This window comes from Peribacillus kribbensis DSM 17871, from assembly GCF_000430765.1.
Lineage (GTDB): Bacteria > Bacillota > Bacilli > Bacillales > DSM-1321 > Paraperibacillus > Paraperibacillus kribbensis.
Genome location: NZ_KE387239.1, coordinates 384,541 through 404,927 on the forward strand (window position 1 = coordinate 384,541; position 20,387 = coordinate 404,927).

Sequence of the window (20,387 nt, forward strand, 5' to 3'; positions counted from 1 at the left end):
TGAATAGTGTGTTATATTTTCTATGCTCTTAATCCATTGAAAGGTAGAGATGTATGAAAAAAAACAAAATTAAAGCGATTGTTGCCACAACCGTTGCCGCAGGAGTTTTTTCAACTCAGCTTTCCATCCCCGCGCTTGCCAAGGAAAAAGACAAATGGGTGCATCCGGATTCTTTTGAGCTGCGGATCATGGAAACGACCGATGTCCACACAAATCTACTAGCCTATGATTATTACAAGGACGCTCCCACAAGTGCAGTCGGATTTTCCCGTACAGCCACACTGATCAACCAGGCAAAAAAAGAGAAAAAGAACACAGTCCTTGTTGACAATGGAGACCTGATCCAGGGCACACCTCTTGGTACATACAAAGCGAAAATTGCTCCACTAAAGCCCGGCGAGGTCCATCCGGTCTATAAGGCTATGAATCAGCTGGGATATGATGCAGCGACCCTAGGAAACCACGAATTTAACTATGGCCTTGATTATTTAAACGAAGCCATTAATGATGCGAACTTCCCCTATGTGAATGCAAACGTCTATAAAGATGATCATGATAAAAATCCAAACAACGATAAAAATGAGTTCAAGCCTTATAAAATAGTAGAGAAAAAGGTAGTAGATTCTAGGGGTAAAACGGTAAAGGTCAAAATCGGCTATATAGGATTTGTTCCTCCTCAAATCATGGACTGGGATAAATCAAACCTTGATGGAAAAGTCATTACTAAAGGAATTGTAGAATCCGCGAAAAAGTTCATCCCTCAAATGAAAAAGGACGGTGCTGATGTTGTTATTGCAATGGCACATACTGGATTCAACGGCAATCTCAATAACACTGAGGATGTAGTCTATTCGCTCAGCAAAGTGCCAGGTATCGACGCAATCACTTTCTCCCATACTCATAAGGTATTTCCTGCACCGGATGAGTCCAAGCTTGATGCATTATTTAAAGACAGCAGCGGCAAGCCGCTTCCTGGAGTGGATAATGCAAAAGGGACCATCAATGGTATTCCTGCAGTCCAGGCAGGCTATGGAGGCAACAATCTCGGCCTGATCGACCTGATCTTTGCTAAAGTGAAGGGAAAATGGAAAGCAGCACACTCGCAGTCTTCCAATAGAAGCATTGCCGGTGTGGCAGATGACAAAGGAGTCGTCAACGCTGTAACGCCGGATCATAATGCAACCGTAAAATATGTTAATACGCCGATCGGAAAAACGACTGGCCCGATTCACAGTTATTTTTCCCTAGTGCAGGATGATCCATCCGTACAGGTCGTGACCAATGCCCAAAAATGGTATATCGAAAAATATATCGCAAATAACAAGCCAGAATATCAAAACCTGCCAATCTTGTCTGTCGGCGCCCCATTCAAAGCAGGAAGGAATGGTGTGGAAGAGTATACAGATATTAAAGCGGGCGACCTAACCATCCGCAGTGCTGGAGACCTTTATCTGTATGACAATACTCTGAAGGCCATCAAAGTGAAAGGCTCTGTGGTCAAAGAATGGCTTGAAATGTCAGCCGGCAAGTTTAATACCATTGATCCGAATAAGATTGAAGAACAGCCTCTTCTAAATTCAGGATTTCCTGTTTACAACTTTGATGTCATCGATGGTGTAACCTACCAGATTGATGTAACAAAACCGAATCGCTACGATAAGGATGGCACTAAGGTTTCTGATTCAAGCCGTATTATCAACTTGAAGTATAATGGACAGCCGGTCGATCCCAATCAGGACTTCATCGTGGTTACAAACAATTATCGGGCTGGCGGGGGAGGGAACTTCCCAGGCGTGAAGGGCAGTGAGTTTGTCTATGATTCACCGGACGAAAATCGCCAGATCCTGATGGATTACATTTCAGAAGTGAAGGAAATTAACCCTTCCATCGATAATAACTGGTCAATTGCCCCAATTGACAAGGATGTAAATGTCACATTTACGACCTCTCCAAAAGCAGCAGACTTTACAGCTCCTGGAGGAAAAATCACCTATACCGGAAGAACCGATGCACAAGGCTTTGGAATCTTTAAACTGAAACTATCTAAACCGAACATTAAGCTTCAGCTGCTTGGCATAAACGACCTTCACGGACAGCTGGATACCACATCAGAATTCGGCGGCGTCAAGCAGGGCCGTGCAGACTATTTGGCTGCTTACCTAAAGCAAAGGAAAGCGCAAAACCCAGAAAATACTCTTTTAGTAACAGCAGGGGATGCGGTTGGAGCGAGCGCTCCAGTTTCCTCCAAGCTTCAGGATGAACCGACGCTAGAATTTTTGAATGATATGGGATTCGATATCGGTACAGTAGGAAATCATGAATTTGATAAAGGCGTCGCCACATTGATGGCACAAATAAAAGGAGGGAAATCTCCAACCAATCCTGATGTGACATTTAAAGGGCTGAAATTCCCTTATGTTGTGGCAAACGTGGTCTACAAGGATACGAAACAACCAATCTTAAATCCTTATGTGATTAAAAATGTGGGCGGAGTGGATGTAGGCTTTATTGGTGTCGTTACCAACGCGACTCCTTCAAAGGTAAGTCCTGCAGGCATCGAGGGAGTTGAATTTATTCCCCAGGCTGAAGCGGTTAATAAAGCAGTTGATGAGTTAAAAGCAAAGGGCGTAAAATCTATCGTCGTCGTTTCCCACGATCCGGGTTCTGATAAGAACGGGGTAGTGACAGGGGAAGTGGCGGATCTTGCGAATGCGGTAGACGATGAAGTGGACGTCATTTTTGCGGGCGATAATCACGCTAAGCTGAATAATCTGATCGACAATAAGCTTGTCGTCCAATCTTACTCATACGGCACTGCCTTCTCGGATATCGATCTCGAAATTGATCCAGCCACAAAGGATATTGTGAAAAAGTCTGCGGAAATCGTAACAGTCGATCAATCAAAGATCACCCCTGATCCAGGCACTACTGAATTTATTGATAAGTATCTGAAAATGTTCCCAGAGCTTACCCTGCCGCTTGGAACAACAGATGCAAAGATTACTAGGGAAAATGCCTATACACAGGAAGCCCCGTTAGGTAATCTGATTGCAGATTCAATGAAATGGAGCATGAACTCTGACTTTGCTTTCATGAATCCAGGAGGTATCCGTGCCGATCTTCCGCAGGGAACCATTACCTATGCGGACCTGGCCAAAATTCAGCCATTTGGAAATGTTCTTGTGAAGCTGAATCTCACAGGTGCTGACATTAAAACTCTGCTTCAGCAGCAATGGGTTATCGAGGGCAGCCCGAAAACCCTGCAAATTGCAGGACTTAAATATAAAGCTGATTTCTCAAAACCAGTCTCAGAGAGAGTGGTCGAATTGACTAAAACAGATGGGACGCCTATCGAGGATACGCAAGTGTATACAGCCGTGGTTAATGACTTCATGGCAAGCGGCGGAGACAACTACACAGTGCTGAAAGATAAGGCCCGCACTTATGGAGCAGTAGATCTTGATGCGTTCGTGGATTATGTCAAGACTGCTTTCAATGGAGGCAAAATCACCGCGGGAATTGAAGGACGCATCACGAATATCAAGTAAGGAAAACCTAAGGAAGGATGGCATATGCCATTCTTCTTTTTTTATAAGCGAGGTGAAAAAATGCCAAGAGGAGACGAGCTGAATGCGCTGCCTATGCCGCATACCGCGCCAGGTGCAGGAAAAGACCTTTCAGAATTTGATAGGGAAGATAAAAGCGGGATCACCAGGGAAGAGACTCCCCGTCCTGCACAGGTAAAAAATAGAAGCTGATCCAACAAGCATAGATCATTCTCTTCGAATTTATCAGAGAATGATCTTTTTTTATAAGTGAATAAGTGGAATTTCCCTCCGAATCCTTTCTTTTTTTATATAGTATGCTAATATAATATTTTAGGGATTGTTTTTACTGTTACGTTCAGTATGGTAAAATCATGTTTTGACGTCCCGGCAGGCTGAAAAACAAGTGCTGGATGAATGGCTGTCTCCTGCGGTGAGGCACTTTGCGGGGAAGTTTTCACTTTATATTATTAAATCTATACATCTAAGAGGAGTTTTAAGCTTAAAATGAATGAAATACAAACAATAAACGTTATGATACGATCCAAAAAAAAGAGACACCAAAAGAAAATGCTTAAGAAAGCTGCATTACTTGTTGAAACAAAGGATTTAAACAAACCGGCTGGAGATAGTAAAGCTGAAAGACTACATAAGGCTGAACAAGAAATACCGCAGCTAGATTCACTTCCTGTCACTTTTCTTCTAAAGACAGGAAAAAAATACTTCCCATCGGCAAATTCTGTCCGCTATTATTATAAATCTTCAGAACCTGAGTTCTACAAAAATCGTGACCTCCTTCAAGAGACACTTATCCAGGAATCTGCCCAGCTGTCTGCTTCCCTGCAGCAAGAATTTTGGGAAGAAGTGGGCGCAGCTATAAAATAAACATGTACGATCCAGGCGCCCGTGCCAAAAGGGCGTTTTTTTTGTCTCCGCTAAAACTGCCCGGGAAACACCCATACGACATTTAACCTGAAGGAAAATTCCAATAATTTCAGGAGGGCTTTTTTTAACAAACCATGCATTAAGAATGCCCAGTTTGTTCCGATATAAAAGGTCTGGGGCTTTTTCTCGCCTTGTCTTTTAATTTCTTTTAGGGAGGCCAATTCCATTTTTAATTATCATGACCGTTCCATTGTGGTTCTGGAGGGGAGCTATTCGCCATGGATCGTCCTGCTTTCTATTCTGATAGCCTGCGGATCTTCCTATAACGCTCTTTCTATGAATGAGAGACTTCAGTATCATAGCTTCTTTTCAAAAAACTTTTGGCTCTCCCTTGCTTCTATCGCAATGGGGACGGGCATTTGGTCGATGCACTTTATCGGAATGAGCGCTTTTATGCTTCCGGTAAGGATGGGCTTTAATATTCCGCTGACCATTTTGTCAGTCCTCCCTGCATTGTGCGCTTCTTTTTTAGCTTTCTACATAGCAAACCTGGTCAGAAGGTCCGTTCTTACTTTTATCCTTGCTGGGAGCATTATGGGGCTGGGGATTGCAGCCATGCATTATATGGGAATGGCTGCAATGGAAATGGAGGCGAGGTACACCTATAGACCGCTTTTATTTACGGCCTCTGTTTTGATTGCCGTCATTGTTTCAATCATTGCACTTTATATTTTCTCCACGCTGCAGAAATATATGTCGAATCGCCTGGTCAAAACGGCCACATCCATCATCATGGGCCTGGCTATCGCGAGCATGCATTATACAGGTATGAAAGCCATTGTGTTTTACCAGCTGGAGGACAGCGTACATGTGCATCATTCTCCACATATGAATGTAATGATGCTTGGTATAGGAATTGGAATTGTAGTAGCCATTTTCCTTGGTTTGTCCGGGCTTTCAGGTGTTTTTGATAAATATGTGAATTATCGGTTTAACTATATCGATCCTCTGACGAGACTTCCCAACCGAAGGCTTTTTGAACAAAGTCTTAAGGCCGATTCCCATCAGGCCTTGTCTATCATCCATCTTCATGGCCTTGAAAAATGGAATACAGGCTACGGCTATAATTTCGGGGATGAATTGATTTCCATGCTGGCCGGGATACTGAAAAATTCGGCAGCATCCAGGGCCGAGCTTTACCGCATAGAAGGCAACAGATTTGCCATGCTGGGCAGGCCGGGGGACCTGAAGACTATTATGGAGCGGGCAGGGAAAGCCGCAAAGGAAGACATCATTATCCAGGAGCAGCGGGCTGTACTGGAAATTATCTCAGTTCTGGCTGAAAAACAGCCAGGCGAAACGGCAGCTCACCTATACACAAATGCCATTGCAGTCCTGCATCATCCATCCATTACTTATATGAATCAGATCATCGTGTATGATCCCTCCATCCATACGTATAACCTCGAACAAAAGCTTGTGATGGAGATTGATGAGGCTATGCATAATGGACAGCTTTATCTGGTCTATCAGCCGAAGGTGATGCCGGGGACAGGAGAGGTGCATGGAGTGGAGGCACTGTTAAGGTGGAACCATCCCATCTATGGAATGCTGTCTCCAGCTCTGTTTATACCTGCATTGGAAAAGGGAAAGAAAATGTTTGATGTAACGGACTGGATTATAGAGAAGGTCTGTATACAGGCAGCAGTGTGGAAAAAACAAAACCGTCCTTCAGCCATTGCCGTCAATATTCCGGGTCCCTACATCACTTCGCCAAGGTTAGTGAAGGTTTTATTGGAGGGAATCAATAAAAATGGCATTGAGGCGGAGAATATAGAATTAGAGATCACCGAAACCAGCGTGGTGAATCATATTGAGCAAGCTGCCCGGTCCATCGGTGAGATACGGAGTCATGGTTTTTCTGTGGCGCTTGATGATTTTGGGACCGGAGTGTCTTCCCTCTCTTACTTAAAGCTTCTGCCTATCACTACGTTAAAGATTGATAAGTCCTTTGTGGATGATGTGCCGCATTCTGCGAAAGACGCTTCCATTTTAGAGGCAATAACAGCTTTATGCAGGTCCCTCGATTTACATGTGGTAGTAGAAGGGGTAGAAACCAGGGAGCAGGTGGAGTTTTTAATGAAGATGTCAGATGCAGCCATTATTCAGGGATATTTCTATTCGGCTCCCCAAACTGCCGGCGCTTTTGAGAGCTGGACTGAATCATTCGTGGGTGGGGCCGTTCCTGCTGAAGTGCTTTAACTCAGTTGTCCAACATACAATTCGTGTACCGCTTAGACTGTAAGCAAACTAAGAAATGAGTTTGTTTACAGTCTTTTTTGCTTTCAGCAAAAGCAAATTTAAGCAGTGCATGTTGAATATGATAAAAAATTCCCTGGAGGCGACGGCTTCAGGAGGGAAACTGAGGGTTACTTCATTCTGCAAATCAGGATATGTCCAAATTAAAATCATGGATACAGGAATCGGCATGTCGCCTGAGCAGCTGAAAAGACTGGGTGAACCATATTATTCGACAAAGGGGGGGAATGGGACAGGTCTAGGCATGATGGTGGTATACAGCTGAATGAAAAAAGCGCTCAAGAATGAGCGCTTTTTCATTTTTATCTTTCCGCTACCTTGTTAAGGAACTGAAGGGTTCTTGGGTTTTTGGTTTCATTAATAACTTCATTTGGCGTTCCTTTTTCAACCACAACACCGCCATCCATAAAAATCACCTGATCCGCCGCTTCGCTGGCGAATTTCATTTCATGAGTGACGACTACCATGGTCATGCCTTCCCTGGATAAATCCTTCATGACCTTCAGCACTTCTCCAACAAGTTCAGGATCAAGGGCGGAAGTAGGTTCATCGAATAAAAGCACTTCAGGATCCATAGCCATCGCCCTGGCAATTCCAACACGCTGCTGCTGCCCGCCGGAAAGCTGGAATGGATACATTTCAGCCCGGTCCTTTAAGCCGACCTTTTCCAAAAGACTCATAGCCTTCTCTCTGGCAGCCTCTTTGGACCGTCTGAGAACCGTAATTTGACCCTCCATGACATTTTCCAATGCAGTCAGATGAGGGAACAGATTGTAGCCTTGAAATACCATTCCGGTCTGTTTTCTAAATGCCACTATTTCTGCTTGTTTAAGTTTGGTTGATTCTGTGATCTTAAGGGTTTGTTTCCCCAGCGCGATCGTTCCCTGATCGGGAATCTCCAATAGATTTAAACAGCGGAGAAGAGTGGTTTTCCCTGAACCTGAAGGCCCAATGATGACGGCTGTTTTTCCCTTTTCAATCGATAGGTCTATTCCTTTTAAGACTTCAAGTTTATCAAAACGTTTATATAGATTTTGTATGTTAATCATGGAAGACCCCCGCTTATTTAGCAATCCCGCGTCCATAGCGTATCTCCAGCTTATCCTGCAGATAGGACAGAATTGTACTGAATATCAAATAAATAAAGGCTACTTCTATATACAGCCAGAGCGGTTCATAAGTGACTGCTGCAATCTGCTGCCCTTTTTGAAACAGCTCGGTCACTGTGATGGTGGCAGCCAGCGATGTATCCTTAACCAGGGAGATAAATGAATTCCCGAGGGGAGGCAGAGATACACGGATTGCCTGAGGAAGGATAACCCGCCTCAGAGCCTGAGCCTTAGTCATTCCTATGGAATAGGCGGCTTCCCACTGTCCCTTAGGAATGGAGAGGATAGCTGCCCGGATGATCTCAGAGCTGTATGCCCCTTTATTTAAGGTAAATACAATGACGGCTGCCGGAAATGGATTCAGGGTAATGCCAACACTCGGCAGACCGTAGAAAATAATGAACAGCTGCACAAGAAGGGGAGTACCCCTGAAAATCCACACATAAAATCTTGTCAGAAGAACAAGGGGCTTAAAGGCCGAAAGACGGGCTACAGCTGTAAAAAATGCCAGGATAAGTCCGAGCGCAAAGGTAATCAGTGTTAAAGGGATGGTAAATTGCAATCCTGCTTTTAAAATAGGAAAAAAGGAATCACTAAGGATTCCTATAATTCGATCTGTACGTTCTCCAAACATATTCGTTCTCTTCCTTTACTTTGATACGTCTGTTCCGAACCATTTTTTAGATATCTTTAAATACGTACCGTCTTTTTTCATATCAGCCAGTGCGCCGTTTACAGCATCCACAAGCTCTTTATTATCCTTGCGGAACATGAATGCGTTTGAGGTAGCTTCCTTTTCTTCGTATACTGATTTAATCGGCAGTTCAGGGCGCTGCTTCTTAAGATCTAAATAAGAAAGGCTGTCATTGATAGTTGCGTCAACGCGGCCGGAAGTAATTAAATCGATAGACTGGTTGAAGCCATCCACCACTGTATTTGTCGCGCCGTGAGCCTCAGCAATCTTTCGGTAATTGCTGTCAAGGGACTGTGCAACTTTTTTGCCTTTCAGATCGTTAAGCGATTTGATATCTTTATTATCTTTACGCACGATAAGAATTGCTTTTGAAACAATGTACGGATCAGACATATCATATTTCTGCAGGCGGTCCTTACGTACTGCTACTTCATTTGCTATCATGTCATAACGCTTGGCATCAAGGCCGGCAATCATACCATCCCATTTCGTTTCAACGAATTTAGGCTTAATACCTAAACGCTTGAAAACCTCCTGGGCAACTTCAACGTCAAAGCCGGTTAACTTTCCGGATTTGTCATGGAATGTAAAAGGTGCGTATGTACCTTCTGTTCCAATCGTAACTACGCCTTTATTTTTAATGGCATCATAGGAGCTTTTGCCCCCGTTATCTTTGTCTTTGCTCTTGTCATTGGTTCCGCAAGCGGCAAGAGCCAATACGAGCATAAGGGCAAATAATGTGCCTAAAAATTTCTTCATGATGTAACCCCCACTAATTTTATAGGATTTCTAAACAATGTTAATAGGTTAATTCAGCACGAGGTAAAAGTCAACGAAAACTAATTGTAATATTCCCTATTAAATAAGTGATATTCCATGGATCTCAAAAAAGATGGGAAGGGAAATTTCTTGGGCAATAAAAAAATACAGGAATTCCTTGAAAATTCCTGTTTCTAATGATAAATTCTCAACCTAAATGAATGTTGAGTCTTAAAGGGGCCTTGATTTCCATTCCAGGCAGGTTCGCTTTCCGCGGGGCGGGCAGTGAGCCTCCTCGGCTGCGCATGTGGGGTCTCGCCTGTCCCACTGCTCCCGCAGGGGTTTTCGTGCCTGAAACGTAGATCAACTAAGACTTATAAACATAGTCAGTTTAATTAATTCGGTCGTATACGAAAAACAACAATTATAGGATTTCAGCCTATCCTATCTAATTAAATCAATGATAATAAGTCCGAATAGAGGCCGTTAATTTCCGTTCCATGCACTTCGCTTTCCGCTGGGCGGGCGGTAAGCCTTCGGACAACTTCCATCATCAGCTGATCTAAACCTGTCCGAAGATAGACTCGCTTCGGACAGGTTTAGATCAGCCCCTCGGAAGCAAGCTTCCAGTAATATCGGCCAAGTGCGGTGAGACAGCAGGATTTTCCGTCCCGGGCTGCTGAAAATAGATGGCTGGCTCCAAGAGTCTTTAATAGCCTGGCATTTCTATAGCTTTGAAATATACTGAAGATCTTTTCGTTTTCCTTGTTGTTCATTCCGAAATACTTTTCATAGGAGGGATCTAATTGGTATTCTTCATTAGGACTGTTGAAAAATTGCGGAAGCATTCTGAGGTATTCAGCCGGTATGTCCGGTGCTGACTTTCTTATAGGAGTGAGCTTTGAAACATGTGATTTAAATAAAGGTCTCTGATCCCAGGGGCCGAGTGCCTGGTCTATATAAGCAAACATGCTGGCTGCAGTAATATTGCCTAAAACGTCGGCTGCACCGCCTTCAAGTGCATGATAAATTAATGAAGTAAAAATTCCTCCTTCATCTTCTTCATACGAAGCCTGTGTGGAACGGCTTGAAGTTAGGATAGACACCCCTTCTTTAATCACCGCTTTGTCATTATGGACTGGAGGTGCCTGCCCGAAAGCCCCGCTATAGCAGCAGTCTAATAGCACGACGATTTCTCTGGCGGGTGAGGTGTTGATCATCTTCAGGATCGAATCCATGGAGATTCCTTCATCATAGGCTTCTGCATCCTGGGTAACAAGATATCCCCCCAGATTATTAACGGTTCCATGACCGGAGAAATAGAGTAAAGCCAAATCCGCATCATGCATAAACAGCTCCTGGATCTCAGATTTCAGCCTTGTCCTGGTTACCGGCTCTTTATCTGATAATAAAAGCCGGCAGTGAACGTTCGGCGAACCGTCTTCATTCCTTTTAAGGATATCAGCCATTTTTCTGGCATCATTTATACAGCCTGAAAGAGGTGAGTCTGGATAATCGTTGATTCCCACAAGCAGTGCTTTTCTCATTCATTCTCCCCGCTTTCTTATATCGGAGTGGAGTACCTGATTCAATTTCATTGTAGGTGATGCTTTTAGAAATTAAAGTTTCCTTTGGCCTATTTTCAAACTGTCAAAAATGAGGCGAAAGTAGGAAGGTAGTTTCCGAATCATTATCTAACTATATATGCAAGTAGGTCTGCGTTGAAATTGAAATAGCAAAGGGAGCTGTCTGCATTGGAATTTACTGAATTCGCTGTAAGGGTATTAATCATATTTTTCCCCGGCATGCTGGCGACGCTTGTGTTCAATATATTTACACAGCGTAAAAAGCAGGATTACAATGTATTTATCACCTATTCGTTTGTCATGGGATTCCTCTGTTATTTTACCTTATATATTCTGATAGAGCTTCTCCGCATGGTCAATCTTCCTCTTGCCCAGATCACGTTCCTTACCTATTTATTCGATTCAGCCGCTCCTATCGCAATCAGAGATATTGTGCTGGGCAGTGTTGTTGCACTATGTCTCGCCATTCTCTGGTCATATGCTTATCGGTATAAATGGATGCAGCGGATTGCCAGGCGCCTTTGGATTTCTAAACAGTTCCATGAACAGGATGTATGGTCTGAATTATTCAATATGGAGGGAACACCGTGGGTAGTTATACGCGATTATGAACAAGACCGGATGTATCAAGGGTGGGTAGCCTTTTACTCAGACAGTTACCAGGAAAACGAGCTGTATCTTCGAGACGTCATTGTTTATGAAAATAAGAGCGGAAAGAAATTATATGATGTCCCGGGTTTATATACGACAAGGGATCATACACAGCTTCAGATTGAATTTCAAAGCGGGGGTGAATATTATGGCGAAGGGCCAGCCTAAGCAGGCTAAGATAAAAAAAGGGGGGATTAACCTGCCGCCCAAAACACCGAGACCGCCTGCACCGCCCCCTGCTGATGGACAAACCAGAAGGGAAGAGGGGTCAAATACTCGGCCTTCTCCTTAAGTCTATTTAGGGTACTTAACTTAGATATGATAAAAACTTAACGTTGACGTTAAATGTCAGCAGGAGTAAAATGGAAATTGTTAAAGTTGACGTTTACGTTAACTTCTTAGGGAGGAGGGGTTGGATGAGTAAAAAAGTATTGGCAGCGATTGATGGCGGAAGCCAGACAGCAAAAGTCCTTGATACAGTGATCTCCTTTATAGAGGAATTTGAACACACCCCTGAGCTCACTGTTTTGTATGTAAACAGGAGCATTCCTTTTGTGGATCCCGCAGGATTTACAGAGGTGGATGTAGAGACTGCTCTTGACAAGGAAGGCAGCCAGGTTTTGTCTGATGCCAGGAATCACCTGAATTCTAAAGGGGCAGACTGCCATGTCAAAGCCGTCTCTGGCGACCCTGCAGAAATGATACTTACTGAAGCAAAGATTCATGATTACATTGTAGTGGGTAGCCGGGGGCTAGGTGTGATCTCAGAGGCCGTATTAGGAAGTGTCAGCCATAAGATCATCCAGCAGGCAGAGTGTCCTGTAATCATCGCAAAATAATAACTTCCTAAAGAACAGGAGGGCTAAATGGGTTACTTAAAAATTGACGAAATCGCAACAATGACCGGCTTGACTAAAAGAACCATCCGGTACTATGAAGAAATCGGAATTCTACCTCCTCCCAACCGGACAGAGGGAGGTACTAGGCTCTATACCACAGAGGACGCGGAATACTTAAAAAGAATGATTACAGCCAAGGAAGTATTGGGGTTTTCCCTCCAGGAGCTGCAACGGTTCATCCAGATCAGTGATTCCCTTGAAAATACAAAAAGCAGCTACCGAAGCGCCAAGGGCATGCAGGAGCAGAAGGATAGCCTGGAGCAGCTTGTAGTGGTTGTAGATGAACAGCTTGCACTGCTGGAAGAGAAATTGATCAAGTTTGAACGTGTTCAAATGGAATTAAAAGATTTGAAAGAGCGCGCCTTGAATAAGGTTCGCCAGATTAACGAGAATAAAGGTGAGTAAATGCAAGCACAACAAAAAGATTATAAACAGATGGACGTTAACAAGCCGAAAGCGAAACAGCCCATCGCGGTTTGGGCAGTGGCTTTTGCCTGTGTAATCTCTTTTATGGGGCTTGGCCTGGTGGATCCGATTCTTCCTGCCATCGCCGCCAACCTTCATGCAACTCCGAGCCAGGTTTCCCTGCTATTTTCCAGTTATAATTTAATTACAGGGCTGGCTATGCTGATTACAGGAGTAGTTTCTTCCAGGATCGGCCAAAAGAAAACACTTCTGCTGGGCCTTATTTTTATCATTTTTTTCGCAGCGCTTGGCGGATTTTCAAATGGAATTAACCAGCTTGTCGGATTCCGGGGCGGATGGGGACTTGGTAATGCCCTCTTTATCGCAACGGCTCTTGCTGTCATAGTGGGAGTTTCTACCGGAGGAACAGCAAAAGCCATAATCCTTTACGAGGCGGCGCTTGGTCTTGGTATTTCCGTTGGCCCATTACTTGGCGGAGAACTTGGATCCATTTCTTGGAGAGGCCCATTCTTTGGGGTTGCTGTTTTAATGGCCATCGCTCTTGTAGCCATTATTTTTATTTTGCCGGAAATCCCGAAACCTGCAAAACGCAGCTCCATCATGGATCCCTTCAGGGCATTAAGCCATAGAGGCCTGTTTGCACTTGCTGTAACAGCTTTCCTTTATAACTTTGGATTTTTTACTCTTATGGCGTATACCCCTTTTGTGATGAACCTTGATGAGCATGGACTTGGTTTTGTATTCTTCGGCTGGGGGCTGATGCTCGCGTTTACTTCCGTTTATGTGGCTCCTAAGCTTCAAAAACGATTTGGTACATTAGTATCCATGATCATTGCGCTGCTGCTATTTGCAGTTGATCTGGCAGTCATGGGTACGTGGACGAATTCCCTGGTAACCGTCATTATTGCAACCATTGCAGCAGGTGCGTTCCTTGGAACCAATAATACACTGATCACAACCGCTGTTATGGAGGTATCTCCTGCAGAGCGATCCATCGCATCAGCAGCCTACAGTTTTGTCCGTTTCATTGGAGGTGCAGCAGCACCATTTCTGGCTGGTAAGCTGGCAGAATGGTATAATCCGCACGTACCGTTCTTCTTTGGTGCAGGAGCAGTAATCCTCGGGATCATCGTCGCTTCTACAGCCAAAAATTATTTAAAAAATGTTAGTTCCGCCCATTAGAAGGAAATTCGGGGTGGAACAGAGAAATCTTTATGAGTGCGAAAAAGTCGCACAGGAGGAGTGAGGGTATGTTCGTTTCGGAAGGAGTTTCGATGCTTGAGCTTAAGATGCAGGGAATGGTTATCCATCCAACCTTGATATGGGATGAAACATCTGCCATTTTAATTGATACAGGAATGCCTGGGCAGCTGGATGATATAAAAGAGGCCATGGAAGAGGCTGGAGTTCCTTTTGACCATCTGAAAGCCGTTATCCTCACACATCAGGATTTTGACCATATCGGCAGTCTTTATGAGGTTGTATCCCAGTTTTCGGATATAAAGGTTTATGCCCATGAACTGGATAAACCTTATATTGAAGGAGATATCCCATTGCTTAAGGTCAGAAAAGAAATGGAGGATATCATTAATAATTCTCCTAAAGCAAAAATAACCGATACGCTGGAGGACAAAGAGGTACTCCCTTATTTTGGCGGAATTGAGGTCATTTTTACCCCGGGGCATACTCCTGGACACATAAGCCTTTATTTAAAGAAGAGCAAGATCCTGGTGATGGGTGATGCTTCTGTAAGTGAAAATGGAATAATGAAGGGGCCTGTTGAAAGAGTAACACCTGATAAGGAAACGGCCTTGAAATCACTTGCGAAATTCAAGGAATATGATATTGAGAAAGTGATCAGTTACCATGGCGGCCTTTGTGAGGAGAATGTAAAGGAACAGCTTGATGGGCTTGCAAGCCTGAGCAGCAAATAGAGAATAGAGGGTTATCCCATTTTCTGTTTAGCCGTTATCGATCAAGGGAAAATGGAATATAAATAATTTACATGATTTTATTTTATGATGAGTCACTATTACTTAGCTAAAAAACAACAGGAGGGGAAAGTATGGTATATCTTATTGGGCTGCTTTATATTATTGGAATTGGCGGGGCTATTATGCTCATTAGAAGGAAATCGTACTTTGCTATTCCGGTTATCGTAGCTATTGTCGGACTGGATATGCTTCTTGGAAGTTCAGTCGTCCATTCCCACTTGGAAAGCAGCTCTATCGAGTATTCCGGCCTGAGCTATCTGGGGTTATCAGCCTTTTTATTTATTATGATGGCTTTTGTATAAATTATTTGATGTATGCATTCCCTAAGGTCCGTTCTATTGAACGGGCCTTTTTGCATATAAAGGAGAGTATTTCCTGGGACAGGGAACCTTTCCCCGGTCTGCCGCGTCTAACTCATAGAATAAAAAATACAAGAGTGAGGTATATAGTGAATGAAAACTAAACACCTGTACATTATTGGCGGCTTTCTCCTTATTGCAGTTCTCTTTTTCAGCCAGGGCGGCAGTCTCTTATCTATGTTAGGTGAAACCAAACAGGCTTCTGCAGATTCAAAACCTTCCATGGAAGTAAGAATTAAAGAATTTGGGAAAAAAGAGACGAATCAGGCACCAACTCCTTATACAAGAGCAGAGTCCCTGGAAAATGGTGATATCACACCTTCCAAAATCACAAAGGAGCAAAGGGAAAGAATTAATACGTTTTTGGAAAATGTAAAAAAAGGGAAACCGGATTTCCTCCGTTTTGCTCAATTCACTCACTTGGATAAGGCTTTTATTATTACGGAATACCAATATAATGGAGATTTGATTTATTATTTTCAGGATCAAAGATTGAAAACCGGCAAACATGAGGTTACAGAGGATTATTGCAGAAATTTAGAGGAGAAAACGAAACCATGGAAAGGGAAGTTCCTGACACAATGCTATAAGAGCAAAGGTGTAATCGAATTTTAAAATGGGAATTTAACGTTAAGGGCTGTCTCAATTTTTAGCTGAGGCAGCCTCCTTTGTTAAAAAGGTCAGGCAGAATGAAAGGCTGATAAATCTCCTCTCAGTTTGTAATAACGCAATGACTGGAGTCTGGTTAATTGCGGCTCCAGGTAGGCGGGTTCATCAGGATTACTCCTTCTTAGCTCATTTAGGATATCCATGATTTCCTCCCCCGTTTTTATACCCATTCCATGAGCAAAATATAAATCTTCTTCCAATACTATACAATTTTCTCCGCGCCATTCAGGCGTCTCAGGATCAAAATCAGGGTTGCTGAAATACACACAGTCTCCAGGTAAAAAATCGGTACGTAAGGCAGTGTGTAAATCCAAGTTTTTATCATATTCCCAATCGAATAAAAATAAATCCGAGAAAAGCTTGTCGAAAATGAGGGGAGAAGTTATTTCGAGCACGGCCCTGTAATATACAATTACCATAGCTGTGGCACATTCAAAGGCATACAAAGAGCCGTTCGTAAAAATATCTAAAAGGGCTTCATGAGGGGAAACCTTTGATTTAAGGAGGAAGGCCCCATTTTCTAACCGAGCCCAAAAATCAGGATTGCAGCGTGATTTTTTAAACGGTTCAAAGTCAGCTCCGCTTTTAGCAAGCAGTCTGGCAGCCTTGGTAATGTGAGTTTTAACTTCAAGATCGAATTGAAATTCCTTCACACTATCATAATGGTACTTCTTGTTATATTTCTCCATAAGGTCCGCGATCCTGGACTGTTCGGGAGATAAAGCTGCATCAACGGTGATACTCCATGCTTTATCATTGATAAAGATCATTTACTCCACCCTTCCTGATTAAAGCGTCTACCAAATTATATGTATGAGGAAGGGGAAGTGACTGATAAGCATAAAAAATGTTTTTACGAAGGTTCATTCAGGAAGGGATTCCATTTCTAAAGAGAAGTGACTAATCCTTTAAAAGAAGTGGTCTATTAGGAGGCGGGAAATTTAATGTCTCGGAATAAATCCTATTGTGGAGGGAAATAGAAAAAAACCTTGGCTAATGCCAAGGTTTCTTGAGAGTATGGAGACTAGCGGGATCGAACCGCTGACCTTTTGGCTGCCAGCCAAACGCTCTCCCAGCTGAGCTAAGCCCCCGAAATTAGTATGATGTCCTAAGACATTTTTTATTATATAGGATATTAAATAAGAATACAACCATATTTTTAAAATTATTTTCTTTTTATAGCTATAAAAAAATTTCTGTGGCTGGTAAACAGATTATTATACTGCTGTAATTGTATGTAACATTGAAGAAAACCCTTTGTAACCTGACTCTGATAAGATAGTGGAATGGCTCCTGGCCTTGATTCAATAATAAAAGGGGGATACTTACTTATGGAATTACACGTCAAGAATTCACTTGAAGAATGGAAGCAGGAGATAGGAGTGCTCCTGAATGAAATTGATGATGAATACGACCAGGTGAAAAAAGAACTTCAGGTGTATATGTACAAATTCAGCATTACTAAGCAGGTTGTTCAATCAACCTCCAATGCAGAGCTTAACCGTAAGATTCGGGAACTCTATCATGAACCATTCGAGACTAAATATAATGAGCTGAAAGAATACATAAAAGAATTGGAAGAGAAGAAGAGAGTATTTCAAATGTTTGTTGATAAAATTGACAAGGTAAAGGAAAAAGAAGAAGTACGGCCTTATTCCTTTGCTCAGGCAGATCCAACCTAAATGGAATGATGTTGTTTCAATGCATTTTGATTTTAAAAAGCTGGCTGATGGTTTGCTTTCCACGGTGTAGACCAAGCATAAGGCGGGCAGGACATGGGGCGTATTTCTTCCCATGACCTGATTGACTTATGACTTGACCTCCTGATTAACAACATTTTTGATTCCTGACAATATCACGAAAATATTCTTTATATAGCGGATAGGAGAGAGGGAAGCCATCGGCTTGAGCCCTCAACCAAGACTTTCAATCTCCACAGCTTTTATACCGGGAATTTCTGTAATGGAGGTATATACATTTGTGGTGGAGCGCTTTTGGTGGACTGTGATTTTTAATTGTATCAGGAATTCTTGGTTGCTCAAGTCTTTAATTCGGACATTTTTTATCTCAATTTCCTTGGTCTTGACCTTCTCTATAATTGACTCAATCTTTTTTTGTTCAGACACAGTCAATCGTAAAAGAATTTCTTTCTCTCTAAGCTGTTTGGGGCCAATGAAGTGCATCAGATAGGGGATGAATTCAACGCTGATCATAATCATGATGACCCCTGCGGTGGATTCCCAATAATAGCCTGCCCCTACTGCTATCCCGATTCCTGCAGCTCCCCAGATCATGGCAGCCGTCGTAAGGCCTGTCACGGTATCATTCCCTCTGCGCAGGATAACTCCTGCCCCTAAAAATCCAATACCCGAAACAATTTGTGCGGCAAGCCTTAATGGATCCATCGTAATATTTACCTGCCCGTCCCCGGGGAATTTATAGGCAGATTCAATCGATATGGCAGTAAGCAGGCAGCTGACAATGGAAATCACCAGGCATGTCTTTAATCCCAGAGGCTTTCTCTTTATTTCGCGCTCAAGTCCGATGATTAAACCCAGAATGGCTGCGAAGCCAAGTTTTATAAATATATTATGGTCAATGGGGAGTTCCATATTTTATCATTCACCGCCGCCTCAAGTGTTATAATGGAAGATGGTATATTCGCTCTGTTTAGCACAAATGAAAAAATGGTACAGTTTTTTTATTTACCACGCATTATTTTTATTAAACGAAAGAAATGCAAAACTGGACTTTAATTGGGAGGTATACATGCAAGAGCCAAAAATCAACCCCTACTTTGTAATGGCAATCGGAGTGATCTCTGTATCTGCATCAGCGATCTTTGTTAAATTCTCTAGTGCTCCTTCTGGTGTAATCGCATTTTACAGAATGTTCTTCTCCGCGTTATTGACCCTGCCCGTATTCTTAATGAAGCATAGTCGTGAGATACAGCAGATTACAAAACGGGACTGGATGTTTGTATTGCTGTCGGGAACATTTCTCGCATTTCATTTTATTTTGTGGTTTGAATCCCTGAATTACACATCTGTCGCAAGTTCGACCGTACTGGTCACTTTACAGCCTTTGTTTGCCTTTGTCGGTACCTTTATTTTCTTTAAAGAACGGTATACAAAAATAGCGATACTTAGCGGCCTAATTTCTGTTGGAGGCAGCGTTCTGATCAGCTGGGGTGATTTCAGGATCAGTGGAGCAGCATTATGGGGAGATATTCTGGCGCTGATTGCCTGTGTTCTTGTTACAATATATATGCTGTTTGGCCAGACAGTGCGGAAAAGAGTATCATTAATAACGTATACTTTCTTGGTGTACTCAGTCAGCTCGCTTGTTTTACTTGCTTATATTACAGCTGCCGGTCAGAAGCTTGGGCCATACAGTTCTACAAATTGGATTTGTTTTGTCCTTTTGGCGGTTGTCCCTACTATATTAGGTCATACACTTTTCAATTGGTCCATCAAATGGCTCAGCGCAAGTACAATCTCTATGGGGATTTTATTTGAGCCGATTGGCGCCTCTATACTGGCGTACTATCTTATTGGCGAGAAAATTCTTTGGACTCAGGCAGCAGGCGGGGTGATTGTTCTCTTAGGTATCGTGTTATTTATCAGGGATGACCGTAAGGGAAGAATCCGGACTAAACTAAAAAAAGAACAGGCTGTTCAGACACTTTGAGATGGTTTAATAAAAGCAGTAAAGCGACATGCTTTGCTGCTTTATAATTGAAGTTTTAACTTAAAATAAACGTGAAAATGGTAAATACACATGCAGAAGGAACTGCAAAAATAAGTGTTGTCCCCTCAACCCTTCCTTCTGAATTGCTTATTTTAATTGCTTCTGAATAGGCAAGGCAAATAAGCAGCAAGCACATTGTGAAGGCAATTAGAAAACCAATCAGTCTAAGCTCCATATTATTGCTCCCTCTATGGCAAGTATAGTTACTACTATTCAGTTCAGCAGGTTGTTATTCCAAGAAAATAATGGAGAGAGAAACTTTTCTAGAAAAACTTCCGAAAAGGGTATTGCAATAAAAATACGACCGTGGTATATTATATTTCGTCGCTAAGACAGCAGCCGAATAAACATGAAATATTAAAATAACAACGAATAATTATTTCGGAAAAGTTATTGACAGGTTAACAGGCTGCATGATAAGATAATAAAGTCGCTTATGAGACAAAATGCTCTTTGAAAACTGAACGAAACAAGACGCCAACGTTATTTTCTTTCGAGAAAATACAAAAACAAGTTTTAAACTTTTATGAGCTACATCAAACATTCTTCGGAGAGTTTGATCCTGGCTCAGGACGAACGCTGGCGGCGTGCCTAATACATGCAAGTCGAGCGGATCGATGGAAGCTTGCTTCCTGAGATCAGCGGCGGACGGGTGAGTAACACGTGGGCAACCTGCCCCTAAGATCGGGATAACTTCGGGAAACCGGAGCTAATACCGGATATGACTTTCCTTCACATGAAG

20 protein-coding genes, 1 tRNA gene and 1 rRNA gene are annotated in these 20,387 nt (G+C 42.7%); 15 read left to right on the forward strand and 7 right to left on the reverse strand.

Annotated features, from left to right (window positions below):
- Positions 1-53: 53 nt before the first annotated feature.
- The 5 genes from H539_RS29010 (at position 54) to H539_RS0118015 (ending at position 7,014) form a co-directional block, all read left to right on the forward strand.
- Positions 54-3,548 (forward strand): bifunctional 2',3'-cyclic-nucleotide 2'-phosphodiesterase/3'-nucleotidase, encoded by a 3,495-nt coding sequence (locus H539_RS29010; RefSeq protein ID WP_035323098.1) that lies wholly within the window; start codon positions 54-56, stop codon positions 3,546-3,548.
- A 24-nt stretch (positions 3,549-3,572) separates the two neighbouring features.
- Complete coding sequence (locus H539_RS32235; protein WP_035323101.1) at positions 3,573-3,758, forward strand: hypothetical protein; 186 nt, start codon at positions 3,573-3,575, stop codon at positions 3,756-3,758.
- 294 nt (positions 3,759-4,052) lie between these two features.
- Complete coding sequence (locus tag H539_RS0118000; RefSeq protein ID WP_026694663.1) at positions 4,053-4,430, forward strand: hypothetical protein; 378 nt, start codon at positions 4,053-4,055, stop codon at positions 4,428-4,430.
- Between the two features lie 252 nt (positions 4,431-4,682).
- Positions 4,683-6,692 (forward strand): bifunctional diguanylate cyclase/phosphodiesterase, encoded by a 2,010-nt coding sequence (locus H539_RS29020; RefSeq protein ID WP_081415940.1) that lies wholly within the window; start codon positions 4,683-4,685, stop codon positions 6,690-6,692.
- 55 nt (positions 6,693-6,747) lie between these two features.
- Entirely contained in the window at positions 6,748-7,014 is a 267-nt protein-coding gene (locus H539_RS0118015; RefSeq protein WP_035323103.1) for an ATP-binding protein, read from the forward strand.
- A 37-nt stretch (positions 7,015-7,051) separates the two neighbouring features.
- Here the strand turns inward: H539_RS0118015 and H539_RS0118020 are convergent, their stop codons facing one another.
- The 4 genes from H539_RS0118020 to H539_RS0118040 all read right to left on the reverse strand — a co-directional run bounded on the left by H539_RS0118020 (position 7,052) and on the right by H539_RS0118040 (position 10,858).
- The gene (locus H539_RS0118020; protein ID WP_026694665.1) at positions 7,052-7,798 is read right to left on the reverse strand and encodes an amino acid ABC transporter ATP-binding protein; all 747 of its coding nucleotides are present in this window, start codon (positions 7,796-7,798) and stop codon (positions 7,052-7,054) included.
- A 13-nt stretch (positions 7,799-7,811) separates the two neighbouring features.
- Positions 7,812-8,492, reverse strand: coding sequence for an amino acid ABC transporter permease (locus tag H539_RS0118025; RefSeq protein ID WP_026694666.1), 681 nt, complete (start codon positions 8,490-8,492; stop codon positions 7,812-7,814).
- 15 nt (positions 8,493-8,507) lie between these two features.
- Positions 8,508-9,311, reverse strand: coding sequence for an amino acid ABC transporter substrate-binding protein (locus tag H539_RS0118030; protein ID WP_026694667.1), 804 nt, complete (start codon positions 9,309-9,311; stop codon positions 8,508-8,510).
- 599 nt (positions 9,312-9,910) lie between these two features.
- Positions 9,911-10,858, reverse strand: a complete 948-nt coding sequence (locus tag H539_RS0118040; protein WP_026694668.1) for a caspase family protein — start codon at positions 10,856-10,858, stop codon at positions 9,911-9,913.
- Between the two features lie 207 nt (positions 10,859-11,065).
- Between H539_RS0118040 and H539_RS0118045 the strand changes: the two genes are divergently transcribed.
- From H539_RS0118045 to H539_RS0118080, 7 genes are all read left to right on the forward strand, one after another.
- Positions 11,066-11,716, forward strand: a complete 651-nt coding sequence (locus H539_RS0118045; RefSeq protein WP_026694669.1) for a DUF6338 family protein — start codon at positions 11,066-11,068, stop codon at positions 11,714-11,716.
- A gap of 248 nt (positions 11,717-11,964) precedes the next feature.
- Entirely contained in the window at positions 11,965-12,387 is a 423-nt protein-coding gene (locus H539_RS30245) for a universal stress protein (protein WP_051348663.1), read from the forward strand.
- A gap of 27 nt (positions 12,388-12,414) precedes the next feature.
- Positions 12,415-12,852, forward strand: coding sequence for a MerR family transcriptional regulator (locus H539_RS0118060; protein WP_026694670.1), 438 nt, complete (start codon positions 12,415-12,417; stop codon positions 12,850-12,852).
- Positions 12,853-14,055, forward strand: a complete 1,203-nt coding sequence (locus H539_RS0118065; protein WP_026694671.1) for an MFS transporter — start codon at positions 12,853-12,855, stop codon at positions 14,053-14,055.
- 68 nt (positions 14,056-14,123) lie between these two features.
- A complete protein-coding gene (locus H539_RS0118070) occupies positions 14,124-14,807 on the forward strand; it encodes an MBL fold metallo-hydrolase (RefSeq protein ID WP_026694672.1) in 684 nt (227 codons plus the stop codon).
- A 131-nt stretch (positions 14,808-14,938) separates the two neighbouring features.
- Positions 14,939-15,169 (forward strand): hypothetical protein, encoded by a 231-nt coding sequence (locus H539_RS0118075; RefSeq protein WP_026694673.1) that lies wholly within the window; start codon positions 14,939-14,941, stop codon positions 15,167-15,169.
- Between the two features lie 150 nt (positions 15,170-15,319).
- On the forward strand, positions 15,320-15,841 hold the full coding sequence (locus H539_RS0118080; RefSeq protein WP_026694674.1) for a DUF4362 domain-containing protein: 522 nt from the start codon (positions 15,320-15,322) through the stop codon (positions 15,839-15,841).
- Positions 15,842-15,906: 65 nt separating this feature from the next.
- On the opposite strand, the gene H539_RS29030 is transcribed toward H539_RS0118080, so the two are convergent.
- Positions 15,907-16,665 carry a protein-glutamine gamma-glutamyltransferase gene (locus H539_RS29030; protein ID WP_051348664.1) on the reverse strand — a complete coding sequence of 253 codons (759 nt, stop codon included), beginning with the start codon at positions 16,663-16,665 and terminating at the stop codon, positions 15,907-15,909.
- Positions 16,666-16,913: 248 nt separating this feature from the next.
- Positions 16,914-16,986, reverse strand: a tRNA-Ala gene (locus tag H539_RS0118090).
- A gap of 240 nt (positions 16,987-17,226) precedes the next feature.
- On the opposite strand from H539_RS0118090, the gene H539_RS0118095 reads away from it, so the two are divergent.
- Complete coding sequence (locus tag H539_RS0118095) at positions 17,227-17,577, forward strand: hypothetical protein (RefSeq protein ID WP_026694675.1); 351 nt, start codon at positions 17,227-17,229, stop codon at positions 17,575-17,577.
- 231 nt (positions 17,578-17,808) lie between these two features.
- Here the strand turns inward: H539_RS0118095 and H539_RS0118100 are convergent, their stop codons facing one another.
- Positions 17,809-18,507 carry an MgtC/SapB family protein gene (locus H539_RS0118100; protein ID WP_035323106.1) on the reverse strand — a complete coding sequence of 233 codons (699 nt, stop codon included), beginning with the start codon at positions 18,505-18,507 and terminating at the stop codon, positions 17,809-17,811.
- Between the two features lie 157 nt (positions 18,508-18,664).
- On the opposite strand from H539_RS0118100, the gene H539_RS0118105 reads away from it, so the two are divergent.
- Together H539_RS0118105 and H539_RS0118115 are read left to right on the forward strand one after the other, a co-directional pair.
- A complete protein-coding gene (locus tag H539_RS0118105) occupies positions 18,665-19,585 on the forward strand; it encodes a DMT family transporter (RefSeq protein ID WP_026694677.1) in 921 nt (306 codons plus the stop codon).
- 604 nt (positions 19,586-20,189) lie between these two features.
- A 16S ribosomal RNA gene (locus H539_RS0118115) occupies positions 20,190-20,387 on the forward strand; the annotation flags it as partial.

Bases quoted from the DNA above. Each gene is read 5' to 3' on its own strand.
- H539_RS29010 (WP_035323098.1), top strand. From the start codon at position 54: ATGAAAAAAAACAAAATTAAAGCGATTGTTGCCACAACCGTTGCCGCA.
- H539_RS32235 (WP_035323101.1), top strand. From the start codon at position 3,573: ATGCCATTCTTCTTTTTTTATAAGCGAGGTGAAAAAATGCCAAGAGGA.
- H539_RS0118000 (WP_026694663.1), top strand. From the start codon at position 4,053: ATGAATGAAATACAAACAATAAACGTTATGATACGATCCAAAAAAAAG.
- H539_RS0118015 (WP_035323103.1), top strand. From the start codon at position 6,748: ATGAGTTTGTTTACAGTCTTTTTTGCTTTCAGCAAAAGCAAATTTAAG.
- H539_RS0118020 (WP_026694665.1), bottom strand. From the start codon at position 7,798: ATGATTAACATACAAAATCTATATAAACGTTTTGATAAACTTGAAGTC.
- H539_RS0118025 (WP_026694666.1), bottom strand. From the start codon at position 8,492: ATGTTTGGAGAACGTACAGATCGAATTATAGGAATCCTTAGTGATTCC.
- H539_RS0118030 (WP_026694667.1), bottom strand. From the start codon at position 9,311: ATGAAGAAATTTTTAGGCACATTATTTGCCCTTATGCTCGTATTGGCT.
- H539_RS0118040 (WP_026694668.1), bottom strand. From the start codon at position 10,858: ATGAGAAAAGCACTGCTTGTGGGAATCAACGATTATCCAGACTCACCT.
- H539_RS30245 (WP_051348663.1), top strand. From the start codon at position 11,965: ATGAGTAAAAAAGTATTGGCAGCGATTGATGGCGGAAGCCAGACAGCA.
- H539_RS0118060 (WP_026694670.1), top strand. From the start codon at position 12,415: ATGGGTTACTTAAAAATTGACGAAATCGCAACAATGACCGGCTTGACT.
- H539_RS0118065 (WP_026694671.1), top strand. From the start codon at position 12,853: ATGCAAGCACAACAAAAAGATTATAAACAGATGGACGTTAACAAGCCG.
- H539_RS0118070 (WP_026694672.1), top strand. From the start codon at position 14,124: ATGTTCGTTTCGGAAGGAGTTTCGATGCTTGAGCTTAAGATGCAGGGA.
- H539_RS0118075 (WP_026694673.1), top strand. From the start codon at position 14,939: ATGGTATATCTTATTGGGCTGCTTTATATTATTGGAATTGGCGGGGCT.
- H539_RS0118080 (WP_026694674.1), top strand. From the start codon at position 15,320: ATGAAAACTAAACACCTGTACATTATTGGCGGCTTTCTCCTTATTGCA.
- H539_RS29030 (WP_051348664.1), bottom strand. From the start codon at position 16,665: ATGATCTTTATCAATGATAAAGCATGGAGTATCACCGTTGATGCAGCT.
- H539_RS0118095 (WP_026694675.1), top strand. From the start codon at position 17,227: ATGGAATTACACGTCAAGAATTCACTTGAAGAATGGAAGCAGGAGATA.
- H539_RS0118100 (WP_035323106.1), bottom strand. From the start codon at position 18,507: ATGGAACTCCCCATTGACCATAATATATTTATAAAACTTGGCTTCGCA.
- H539_RS0118105 (WP_026694677.1), top strand. From the start codon at position 18,665: ATGCAAGAGCCAAAAATCAACCCCTACTTTGTAATGGCAATCGGAGTG.